We start from the raw sequence: 11,176 nt of genomic DNA, 5'->3' as shown, positions 1-11,176 counted from the left end.
CCCAGAAACATACGAAGATTACCAGCTTTCACCTGCTGAGAAGACAGAACCCCCGTGATATGAAAGCACAGCTCCGTTTTCATTCTAAATGGAAAAAAGCTGTGTTGGTGGTGCCAATGCTCGCCAGTGAGTTTACAGATGAAGAAAATCGCCCCGTGTTTGACAACATAATCAAGCACCTTAAAGAAGTAAAATACCTTTCTTCCATAATTTTTGGACTCGACAATGCCAGTGACGCTGAGGCCAAACAGCTCGGCGAAATTCTCAGATCCTGTGGACTCAGAAACTTCCTCATTCAGCACAACAACGGCCCAGGCTTTTCTGGCATTTACGCAAGGCTTTCCGAAGCAGGTTTTGGAGTTAATCAAATGGGCAAAGGCAGAAACATGTTTCTTTCTTTTGGCATTGCCCTTGCCCTCGGTGCACAATGCATTGGCGTCATAGATGCGGATATCAGGACGTTTCATCGCCGTCAACTGGACAGGCTCTTCTATCCCGCCGTGGCCCTCAATTACCAGTTTTCCAAAGCATTCTATGCTCGTCTGAAGGGAAACACCCTCTATGGCAGAGCAAAAAGACTGCTCCTCGATCCGCTGCTGATAGCTTTGAAGAGGAAATTCACAGACACCCAGGAGGTGAAGGTTTTGAGAATAGTGGATTTCCTTCTCAATTTTCACTACCAGCTTTCTGGCGAGGTTGTCTTCGACAACAGCCTGCTGCGGCGGATGCATTTTGCCACCAACTGGGGAGTCGAGATTTTTACTCTCATTGAAGTGTATCGCAAGGCGAGCACCATAGCACAGGTGGAGATTTGTGAAGGGCCCTTCGACCATAAACACCAGCCAGTGTCTGAAGCTGATCGCAGCCAGGGACTGCACAAGATGGGAGTGGATATTGTTACCACTTTGTTGAATGCTTTGGTGATAGGGGAAGGACTGGAGATTTCTGACTACTTTATTCGAGATCTCACTCTAACCTACCTGGATGTGGCCGACAACCTCATCAAGATGTACGCCGACAACGCAGCTTTTTCAGGTCTTACCTACGACCGTAATATGGAGGAATCTATTGTACGGACAGTATTCAAAGATGCCATACTCAACGCAGGAGATCTGTTAATCTCGCCTTATCGTCTCACTGACAGGTTTTTGAGTTTTGTCACAGCTCATGAGGAGTTCAGGCCTTTTCTGGAAAAAGGACTCGGACAGGCCATCAGCCAGGCAGGCATGAAAATTGGGAATTACCTCTATGAGACGCCTCAGACTGTGTCGTGGGATAGAGTAATGATGAAATTGCCAAGAATAATGTATGAGATAATTGATGTTATCGAAGAGGAAAAGAAGCTCTACTAGCCGAAAGAAGGCCTTGATAATTGCTCATTTGCTGCTGGGGGCATAAAGGTCGAAGGCAGCGGAGGTAGACAGGTGGAAAGCGATAAACTTACCGAAATCAAGGAGCGTTTGTTGCAGGCTGTGCCGGAGTCGTGCCGGGAGGACATAAATTGGCTCGTAAGCAGGATTGTGGCTCTAGAAGAAGAGAATGCTACTCTGAAGTCGGATATCGATTGGCTCAAGAAGGAGCTCAGCTATGCCGACTATCAGGGAGAAGTTGGTTATTGATCGCCTGATAATTCTTTACTGTGTAGCAGGCAGCATGAGCAGCAGCCTAGCAGGTTGGCAACTGATGCCTGCGCCGTCTGCTAGACAGCGACGGCTATCTGGAACAGCCGCCCGAGAGACAGGTGCGGTGTGTCAGAAGGGTGAACGGCTTGCAGACTGTTTCCTCCCTATGATCGGCTGAACCCCATATGCTTTGATCTTGCGGTGCAGATGGCTTCGCTCCAGCCCTATTGATTCTGCTGTTTGAGAGATATTCCAGTTGTGTTCCTCGAGTTTTTTTCGAAGGTATTCTTTTTCGAATTCCGCCTTCGCCTGTCTGAAAGTTGGCTGATCCAGGGCCGTGGCCGTTTGTGGCGTTGGACAACCTTGCAGGAAACTTTCAGGCAGATGAGGTGTGTCTATTATGTCGTCCGGCACAAGGATGACCAACCGTTCCACGAAGTTTTTTAGCTCTCTCACATTGCCCGGCCATTGCTGCCTTTTCATTACCTCGATGGCCGCTTCGGAAAAGTGTTTCTCTTTCAGCCCCCCCTCCCTGGTAAACTCCTGGATAAAGTCCTCTACCAGCAGAGGAATATCTTCACTCCTTTCTCTCAGCGGCGGCACGTGAATCGGGATGACATTCAAGCGATAATAAAGGTCTTGCCGAAATCTACCCTCTTTGATCCGTTGCTCCAGATTTTTGTTGGTTGCCGCAATAATACGTACGTCGACCTGGATGGTTTTGGTTCCTCCTACTCTCTCAAAGTGTTGCTCCTGGAGAATTCTCAATATTTTTGCCTGAGTTTTCAAACTCATGTCACCAATTTCGTCAAGAAGAAGAGTGCCATTGTTGGCGAGGTCAAAGCGGCCACGTCGGCGTTCGTTGGCTCCAGTAAAAGCTCCTTTTTCGTGTCCGAATAGTTCACTTTCAATAAGCTCCTCAGGAATTGCGGCGCAGTTCACCTCTACCAGCGGACGATTGCTTCGAGGGCTGAGTCGGTGGATTGCTCTGGCTACCAGTTCCTTGCCGGTTCCATTCTCGCCCGTGATTAGAACGGTTGCCTGTGTGGGTGCCACTCGTTCGATGGTCTCCCGCAGTTGTCGAATAGCAGGACTGGAGCCTGTGATCTTGTAATCCCGTTCTGCTTTCTGACGAAGAATGATATTGTCGTCTTTCAGCTGTCTGAAATTGAGGGCGTTCTGAATGGAAAGCAGCGTCTTCTCAAGCGACAGCGGTTTTTCAATAAAGTCAAATGCCCCGAGCTTGGTTGCAGTCACAGCGGTCTCTATAGTACCGTGCCCTGAAATCATGACCACCTGTAGGCCAGGATAATAAGAGCGGATCTTTTTCAGAGTTTCAATGCCATCCATTCCAGGCATCCAGATATCCAGAAGGACCAGATCCGGCATCTGTTCCTCTATGCTCTTGAGGGCTTCTGCTCCATTGCTGGAAGCAACCACCCTATAGCCCTCGTCCTCGAGAACACCTGCCAGCGAACTGCGGATACTCGGCTCGTCATCAACTATCATGATGGTCTTGCGCATATCCCTTTTCTCCCGGGGCCAAATTCATCTCAGGCGAGCTCTGCCAGATGCTCTGCAACCCTTTTTTCGGCACCAGGCAATTCTACCACGATGATAGTGCCGTGTGGGTGGTTGTCTCGCACACGAATGAAGCCATGATGTTCTGCGATGATGTTGCTGACAATGGCAAGGCCCAGCCCCGTACCTTTCTCCTTGGTGGAGAAGTAGGGCTCGAACATTCTTATTTTGTCCTCGGCGCTGATGCCGGGACCGTTGTCAGCCACTTCAAGGCGGGCTACCCTGAGAATGTCATCGTAGGAAAGAGTGACCCGTATTTCACCGCCTACACCCACAACAGCCACGGCATTGTCCAGCAAATTCAACATTACTCTCTTCATCTGTTCCTGGTCTAACTCCATGGTGGGAATGGCTGTTAGCAAATCAAAATGAAAATGGGTAGCAGGGTGACTTTCACGATACAGCGACAGGCTTTCCCGGACAATGTCCACCAGGTCTGTAGGAGCCGGATTAGCTGTGGGCATGCGAGCAAAGCTGGAGAATTCATTGACGAGAAGCTTCAACTCATCAACCTGGTTGATTATTGTTCGAGTACACTCATCGAATACTTTGCCGTCCTCAGCAAAGCGGTGCAGGTATTTTCTTCTAAGTCTCTGAGCTGAGAGCTGAATGGGGGTGAGGGGATTCTTGATCTCATGGGCAATTCGGCGAGCTACTTCACGCCAGGCCGCCATTCTCTGTGCCTTCTCCAGTTCGGTGAGATCGTCGAACACCACAACGACCCCCAGATACTGGCCTTCTTCATCATGGAGAATAGAGGTAGTAACAAGCAGGGTCCTCAACCTGCCGCCAATGACTGAGCGGACTTGGAGTTGGAGGGTTTTTTGTTTGCTGACCTTGTACATCTCAATGAATTGCCTGACGATATCGAGCTGCTCGCCTTGCAGGATTTGTGAGTAATGTCGATTATGCACATCCGCAGCTTTCAGGCCGAACATTGATTCGGCAGACTCGTTCACAGTTTGAATGCGGCCGTCAGGATTTACGGAAACTACACCAGCAGCAACATTGCGCAGGACTATTTCCATGTAACGCCGCCGCCGCTCAATTTCCTCGCTGCTCCTCTTGAGTTCCAGGTTGCTTGCTTGCAAAGCTCGCTGACTCGCCTGGAGATCGAGGGCCATCCTGTTGAAAGAATTAACTAATAAGCCAATTTCATCATCTGTGTCCTGGTCAATGTGCACATTGAGGTCACCACCAGCTATACGTCGAGTACCTTCGGCCAGGCGCTGAATAGGCACGGTAATACTCTTGGCCAGATAAAAGCCAAACCAGGAAGCGGAAAACAAAATAAGCAATGTGACCAGGGAGAGCATCACAAGGTGACTGAATTTGATTGGATTTTTCAGCATTTTCATTTGCTGATAATTTTCAAAGCCTCTGGAGATTTCTGCCATAGTGTCGACCAGATCACGGGGCAGTAATCTGCCGGTGAGCACCAGGGCAATGATCTTGTTTTTCTGGGCCTGTTGGAATACCGGTGTCAAGGTACAGACCAGATCACCTTGAGATCTGGAGATGACCTGACTGACAGGTTCACCAGTCTTGAATACACCTTTGATAGCGGTTTGCAACGACTGATTTGCAGTGAAGAAGCTAGTAGTATCAGGAAGAGCAGCAGCCTGAACCCTTGCGGATGGCGTACTGTAGACAGCAAGACAATCTAGCTGTTGTCCCGGACGAAATTGTTCGAGCAGTCTGGACAGTTGTTTGCCACCTGCGGCAAACAGGTGATCCCTCCTGCCCAGTTGGTCAGCCACCAGCTTCCCTGCAGTGAAGCCGTGCTTGATGGCATCGTCATATACCCGTTTACTGACCTCGAGGGATTTTTTCAGTGATTGCTCAACCTGGATGTTGTACCAGTATTCCATGCTGGTGGAGATGAATTGACTGGCCAGGCCAAACAGGATAACGGTTGGCACAATAGAAAGGGCCACGAAGGCGATTACCAGCTTGGTGCGCACCCGGTGACCGAAGATGTTTCTTTTCCTCTCGAAGATCAGTTTCACCACATTGCGAGTCACCAGGTAAAGAAGAAGCAACAGCAGAATCACATTGACGTTCATCAGGGCGAAGATGAGAATATTGCTGCCCAGGGGGAGCTTGCTGCCGAATTGAAAAAGATGACTTTCCAGGTAGGTCAGGAAAAAGATAACCGGTATGGTTGCCAGGATAATCAACCCTTCGCGTTTCCGCCGTCTGGTTTCCTTGCTGGGATCTTTTTCTCGGCTAAATATCATGAAGCGGCCTCTGTCTCGGGGCACTGGCATGGACTGCCATTTCCGGCAAGACCTCGAAAGTCGTTGCTATCGACTGCTGAGACTGATGTTGACAAAGGTCTTCAGCTCAAGTTTGTACTTTAGCATAGACAATCCAACTCACAAGAGGTGTTGCCGCAGTAAACCGAGTTCTGAATCAATAAGTAAAATCTATTGTATACCAGTCAGTCTCGAAGTTCCAAAGAGATACAAAAAAGAAGACATAATGGAGAAACAACGGCAAGCGTACCTTTTCCAGTTCTGCTTTCACTCGCAATTGATATTTCATGTGTTTTCGCAGGCTGCTCAAAGAAGCGACCGGTATATTCTTTATTTCTGCCATAGCCTTTTTAGCAGCAGCGAAATTCTTGAACACGGTGTCACCGTCATTGGCTTCTGAACGCGTGACCCTGAATTCATTTCTGAGCGCATCATACTTAATTGTGTGCTCGATGCCAAGTGAGGTAATCGTCTCGTCGAACCAGAAGGACCTCGTCCTATAGAGCCGTATCAGTATAGTGAAAGTAGTGGGGATGCCATTGAGAATGGCCTCATCCATCTCGGGAGTGAAGCAACCGTTGATTCTAAAATAGATCAGCAAGTGATCTCGAGTATTGGTGACTATGAATTCGGACAAAGTTGCCTCGGCAGCCGCCAGGGTAGAGGTATAAGAGAACAGGAGCGAGGTAATCAGCACCAGAGCTATAAGAGTTCGAGTGCGCCTGTGCCTGCACATAGAGCTAGTCACCGTTATTACATTTGCCACAAGAAATTAATCTGCTGGCAATCCCAGTTTTCTTTTCCTCTACCATTCAAACTCTTGCTCACGTTTTCATCTGAAGACCTATTTTATCTCTGACTTCCGCTTGCTTGAACATAATCAACCTGGAATGTTAGCGGAGAAATGTCAAGTTTTCAAGATGATAGTTAGCTGGCTTGCATCTTTGCCAAATGACGCCAGAGGCAGACTGCAGCTGGCGTCGGTGAATTTGCCGATGGTAATCAGCGACTATGACTTCAACAAGCTCCTTGCGACCAGGGCGGCACAGGGAAATTCAAAAAAATCAATGCACTGCTGCGCCTCAGGTTCAAAGGTGTAGAATTTCCGGCCCAGCGCACAAGCTGTTGCCCTGCCTTTGACACTGCCATTTCCATTTCAAAATCTGGCAAGCAAGTATGGCAAGGCGCGACGACTCATCGCACTGCCGGACAAGGATTGTTGGATGGAGATGATTGGCCTTCTGGAAATAACTTTACCAAGGTCACACAGAAACCGGCATCAGGCCGGCACAGCATGTGGTAGTGGAAACTTGGGGACTTTTATCTGAGACAAGGTGCAGGCATACTGGTCCGTGAATTTGACAACGGTCCAGCAGGCCCTGTGGTTGTGCAGTCTTTTTAAAAGAGCGTGATTGAGGGTGTGGCCAGATTTGTCCGCTACAAAATGTCCGATGATGGGCATGCCAAAAAGATAGAGATCACCCATCAAATCCAGGATCTTGTGGCGTACGAACTCATCTTCATATCTGAGGCCATCCGTGTTTAGAACCCGGTAATTATCAAGGACAATGGCATTGTCCAGGGAGCCGCCGCGGGCGAAGCCATTGTTTTTCAACGTTTCTACATCTTTAAGAAAACCGAACGTCCGAGCCCTGCTGATTTCTTTAATATATGTGGGACCAGAAAAACAGAGGACAAAGCTCTGATGTGAGACGAGGGGATGATTGAAATGGACCCTGTAGGTGATCTTCAACTCTCGCGAGGGATATACACTTATACTCTTGTCTCCTCTTCTGAGTGTGAGGGGCTTACGGATGACCAGAAATTTCTTGATCTCCTCCTGTTTCCTCACTCCCACGTTTCGAAGAAGATAGATGAACGGCCCGGCGCTACCATCCATAATTGGCACCTCCGGGCCGTTCAGTTCTACCAGGGCGTTGTCAATCCCCATGCCAGCAAAGGCGGAGAGCAGATGTTCCACAGTGGAGACAATGTAGCCGTTCTCCCCAATGGTAGTTGCCAATCTGGTGTCTACTACGTTCTCCAGCCGGGCCGGTATATAGGGGCAGTTGGGTTGGTCCTTCCTGTAGAATCGAATACCGCTGTTGGGAGGAAGCGGCTTAATGGACAGGGTGATCTTCTTGCCAGAGTGAAGTCCGATTCCTGTACAGCAAATTTCACCGTTCACAGTTCGCTGGTGTAGGTGCATCAAGTCCTCCAGTTTTCCACGGGTAGAGCAATATACGTGCCTGATTTCTACATGAAGTTTTTTCCCTCCAGGCTACTTTGGCGGGGCGGCATAACCGATGGAAATAATGCTCAAATCCCAATGGCTTTCTCTTCCACCTCCTCAATTTTGCCTAATAGCAGCGACCTCATAGAGCCCTGTCTGTCGCTTTTTGTTGCGAAAATACCACAAATCGTGGCCAAACTATAGGATTTTTTCCACAATTGTCCCTCGAATATGCTGGCATGATTCATTTGAGTTTGAAACAGGTGTATTCCCACTTCTTGAGCAGCTGGAACGATGCTCTCTAGGTAGCCACGGGCCTCTAGCTAGACAGTCCTCCAGGTAGTTCACCTTGAGGTGCAGAACTCTGCTGAGCTCCATGCAGAAGACTGGTCCTGCCCTGAGACCTTCAGTCGAAGGGTTCGACTAGAAACCTTACATTCCCCCGAGAACCAGAACTTATGTGACAGGCACAATACAATGGCAAACGAGTATTGTCAAAAGGAATCTGTTGCTTTTTCATGTATGTGGATATAATTTATGATAAAGCTGTCCGATAGCCGTCGCAATATGTTTGGCTTTATTCAGATGCCTCCCCCACTAGTGGGGCACAATTGCTCATTATTTGCCAAGTGATGCAAAGGAGGATATAAACCAGAGCCCAGAAAAATTTTGCTGACATTATACTTTGCTAGATGCCAAAAATAAGCTTGGCCAAGGGGCTTCAGGGTGACAGACTATGGTTGATTCTTACTGAGGTTGCCTGGCAAAAAGATAATTATCTCTCCATATTCGTAATCTCTAGAATGCATAGAATGACGGTCCCCATCTGGTCGGAGTGGAGCCAAACTTGTTCCTTTGGGTTTGAGCCACCGCCCTCCAAAAAAATTTGTCTACGGCCAAGTTGATAGAGTAAAGAGAAAATGGGATAATAAGTTTCCTTCTTGGGGTTGCCACAGAATGGCTCCTGTGATTATATTGTCCTCTCGGTGCCGAGAGCTGCCTTCTATTCAGTGAAAAAGAGCCAGTATTGGTAGTTGACTGGGCAGAGACATGGAAGAGACATACTAATTTACCGGGTTGAAAAAGTGATCATGAAAGTATCGGTTGAAGAAATTAGCTCAGTAAAGCGCAGGGTTCACGTTGAACTCCCGGAGGAAGACGTTTCACGAGAGCTGCGCAAGGCCTACCGCAAGTTGAACAGGAGCGTCAAGATGAAAGGCTTTCGGCCCGGAAAGGTGCCTCTGAATATCTTGAAAAGATATTATGCAGACCAGGTTCACAGCGAAGTTGGCCTGGAGCTGATCAACAATAGTTTAAAAGAGGCCCTCGAAGAAAGTGCTATAGAACTGGCTTCTCAGCCGCAGCTGGATAGAAAAGAACTCAAGGAGGGAGAGCCGTTTCGCTACTCAGTATTGGTGGAAGTGAAGCCCGATATTGCCATGGCAGACTACCATGGCCTGGAGATTCGCAGCGAACGGCTGCAGGTAACTGAGGAGGAAATTGAGGCTGAATTAGAACGCCGACGCCAGAATAGTGGTTACCTTCGAAGCCCCGAGCCGCCACGGCCCGTGCAGCAAGGCGACTATGTAACCCTGGATTTCAAGGCCTACTCCGATGGCCACTTGATTCGCGGTGGTGAGGTAAAGGGTTTTCAGCTGGAGGTAGGGGCGGGCAAGTTCAACGCAGAGTTTGAGGAGCGGTTGGTTGGAAGCCGAGCAGGCGATTTTCGGGAGATTACAGCTTCTTTTCCTGCCGACTATGGCAACAAAGAGATTGCTGGCAGGAGTGTAACCTTCGAGGTTGAGATCAAAGATGTGAGAGAGAGAGTTTTGCCTGAGCTCGATGATGATTTTGCCCGCGATCTTGGTGAATTTCAAAACCTCGAAGAACTGCGCACCGCGGTTGCCAAACAGCTGGAAGAGGAGCACCGGGAGCGCATTGCAGAGGACAATCGCAGGCAGCTTCTGGATAAACTGCTGGCCGCCAATCCTTTCGAGGTGCCTGAGGGCATGGTGGAACAAGAATTGCAGCAGATGCTCGATACCTTCCGGTTTCGCCTTGCCCAACAAAATGTCACTATGGAGCAAGCAGGCATAACAGATGAGGAGTTCAAGAAAAGAAATCGCGATGTTGCTGAGAGGAAAGTTCGGACGACAATAATTCTCGAGAAAATTGCAGTTCAAGAAGGCATTGAACTGACAGACGAAGAAGTGGAACAGAGTCTGCAGCAGAAAGCAGCGGCAAGCAAACAGTCGTTTGAAAAGGTGAAAGACTTTTACGAGACCAACAGACTGATGGAAGCCTTGCGCTACCAGTTGCTCCAGGATAAAGTCGTGGCTTGAAGAGAGGGCAGTTCATGACGCTTATACCAATTGTTGTGGAGCAAAGCAGCCGGGGAGAAAGAGCATATGACATATACTCCAGGCTCTTGAAAGACCGCATTATTTTCCTGGGGACAGCCGTGAATGATGACGTGGCAAACCTCATCATCGCCCAGATGCTTTTTCTGGAATCGGATGACCCTGACAAGGATATCAACTTTTACATCAATTCTCCGGGCGGTCTGGTGACTTCCGGTCTGGCAATTTATGACACCATGCAATATATCAAACCTGATGTGGCTACTCTGTCGCTGGGACAGGCGGCCAGCATGGGAGCACTGCTGTTGGCAGCTGGTGCGAAAGGGAAGCGATTTGCTCTGCCCCATTCCCGGATTCTTATTCACCAGCCTCTAGGAGGATTTCAGGGGCAGGCTACGGATGTGGAAATTCAGGCCAAAGAAATACTGCGGATGCGCGCAGAACTGAACGAAATCATGGCGAAGCACACAGGACAACCCATCGAAAAAATCGAGAAGGACACGGACCGCGATTTCTTTATGACGGGCGAGCAGGCCAAGGAATACGGTATTGTAGATCGAGTAATCACCAAGCGGGAAATCCGTACAGACCTTACAGAGCAGTCGGAGAAGAAGAACAAAGTCTGAGCCAGTTGACATTGAATCAGGTGAGGGCTTGCGGTATAATGATTTTGCAGGTTTGACTGACCCAGGAGAGAAAGTTTTGCTGGTTCGCCGATTGGCCAAGGAGGATATTGATGACCAGAAAGAAAGACGACCGGGGTGGAGATTTGGTCTGCTCTTTCTGTGGTAAGAGCCAGGATGAGGTGAAAAAACTCATTGCCGGCCCCACTGTATACATCTGCGATGAGTGCATCGAGCTCTGCAATGATATCATTGCAGAAGAATTTGAAAAAGAGGAAGCCGACAGAATTCACAGAGTACCCAAGCCGGCTGATATAAAAGCGGCCATCGACGATTACGTCATAGGCCAGGAGAGGGCGAAAAAGATATTATCAGTTGCTGTGTACAATCATTACAAGAGAATTGAAACCCGGCTGGAAGTGGAAGATGTGGAGATCCAGAAGAGCAATATCGTCATGATCGGTCCCACCGGCTCGGGAAAGACTCTTTTGGCCCAGAC

At 48.8% G+C, this 11,176-nt stretch carries 9 protein-coding genes; 5 read left to right on the top strand and 4 right to left on the bottom strand.

All coding sequences use genetic code 11. The features are described from left to right. Positions 1-101 precede the first annotated feature (101 nt). Entirely contained in the window at positions 102-1,352 is a 1,251-nt protein-coding gene (locus tag JRI89_08255; GenBank protein ID MBW2071232.1) for a hypothetical protein, read from the top strand. A gap of 72 nt (positions 1,353-1,424) precedes the next feature. Then, positions 1,425-1,619 carry a hypothetical protein gene (locus JRI89_08250; protein MBW2071231.1) on the top strand — a complete coding sequence of 65 codons (195 nt, stop codon included), beginning with the start codon at positions 1,425-1,427 and terminating at the stop codon, positions 1,617-1,619. Between the two features lie 132 nt (positions 1,620-1,751). On the opposite strand, the gene JRI89_08245 is transcribed toward JRI89_08250, so the two are convergent. From JRI89_08245 to JRI89_08230, 4 genes are all read right to left on the bottom strand, one after another. After that, on the bottom strand, positions 1,752-3,146 hold the full coding sequence (locus JRI89_08245; protein ID MBW2071230.1) for a sigma-54-dependent Fis family transcriptional regulator: 1,395 nt from the start codon (positions 3,144-3,146) through the stop codon (positions 1,752-1,754). Positions 3,147-3,175: 29 nt separating this feature from the next. Further along, a complete protein-coding gene (locus JRI89_08240) occupies positions 3,176-5,443 on the bottom strand; it encodes a HAMP domain-containing protein (GenBank protein ID MBW2071229.1) in 2,268 nt (755 codons plus the stop codon). Positions 5,444-5,618: 175 nt separating this feature from the next. Then, complete coding sequence (locus tag JRI89_08235; protein MBW2071228.1) at positions 5,619-6,197, bottom strand: DUF4390 domain-containing protein; 579 nt, start codon at positions 6,195-6,197, stop codon at positions 5,619-5,621. Positions 6,198-6,740: 543 nt separating this feature from the next. Next, positions 6,741-7,670 carry a UDP-3-O-acyl-N-acetylglucosamine deacetylase gene (locus JRI89_08230; protein ID MBW2071227.1) on the bottom strand — a complete coding sequence of 310 codons (930 nt, stop codon included), beginning with the start codon at positions 7,668-7,670 and terminating at the stop codon, positions 6,741-6,743. Positions 7,671-8,785: 1,115 nt separating this feature from the next. Here JRI89_08230 and tig point away from each other — a divergent pair. The 3 genes from tig to JRI89_08215 form a co-directional block, all read left to right on the top strand. Continuing rightward, the gene (gene tig, locus JRI89_08225; GenBank protein MBW2071226.1) at positions 8,786-10,036 is read left to right on the top strand and encodes a trigger factor; all 1,251 of its coding nucleotides are present in this window, start codon (positions 8,786-8,788) and stop codon (positions 10,034-10,036) included. A 14-nt stretch (positions 10,037-10,050) separates the two neighbouring features. Beyond that, positions 10,051-10,680: an ATP-dependent Clp endopeptidase proteolytic subunit ClpP gene (clpP, locus tag JRI89_08220; GenBank protein ID MBW2071225.1), complete on the top strand. Its 630-nt coding sequence runs from the start codon at positions 10,051-10,053 to the stop codon at positions 10,678-10,680. A 110-nt stretch (positions 10,681-10,790) separates the two neighbouring features. Then, on the top strand, positions 10,791-11,176 hold a 386-nt coding region (locus JRI89_08215), incomplete at its 3' end, for an ATP-dependent Clp protease ATP-binding subunit ClpX (protein ID MBW2071224.1).

The sequence above is a fragment of the Deltaproteobacteria bacterium genome, assembly GCA_019309045.1.
Taxonomy (GTDB): domain Bacteria; phylum Desulfobacterota; class Syntrophobacteria; order BM002; family BM002; genus JAFDGZ01.
Note: the sequence above shows the minus strand (reverse complement) of the source record. Positions and strands in the feature narration are given on the sequence as shown.

Excerpts from the sequence above, each read along its gene's own strand:
- tig (MBW2071226.1), top strand. The coding sequence starts at position 8,786 with ATGAAAGTATCGGTTGAAGAAATTAGCTCAGTAAAGCGCAGGGTTCAC.
- JRI89_08230 (MBW2071227.1), bottom strand. The coding sequence starts at position 7,670 with ATGCACCTACACCAGCGAACTGTGAACGGTGAAATTTGCTGTACAGGA.
- JRI89_08235 (MBW2071228.1), bottom strand. The coding sequence starts at position 6,197 with ATGTGCAGGCACAGGCGCACTCGAACTCTTATAGCTCTGGTGCTGATT.
- JRI89_08245 (MBW2071230.1), bottom strand. The coding sequence starts at position 3,146 with ATGCGCAAGACCATCATGATAGTTGATGACGAGCCGAGTATCCGCAGT.
- clpP (MBW2071225.1), top strand. The coding sequence starts at position 10,051 with ATGACGCTTATACCAATTGTTGTGGAGCAAAGCAGCCGGGGAGAAAGA.
- JRI89_08240 (MBW2071229.1), bottom strand. The coding sequence starts at position 5,443 with ATGATATTTAGCCGAGAAAAAGATCCCAGCAAGGAAACCAGACGGCGG.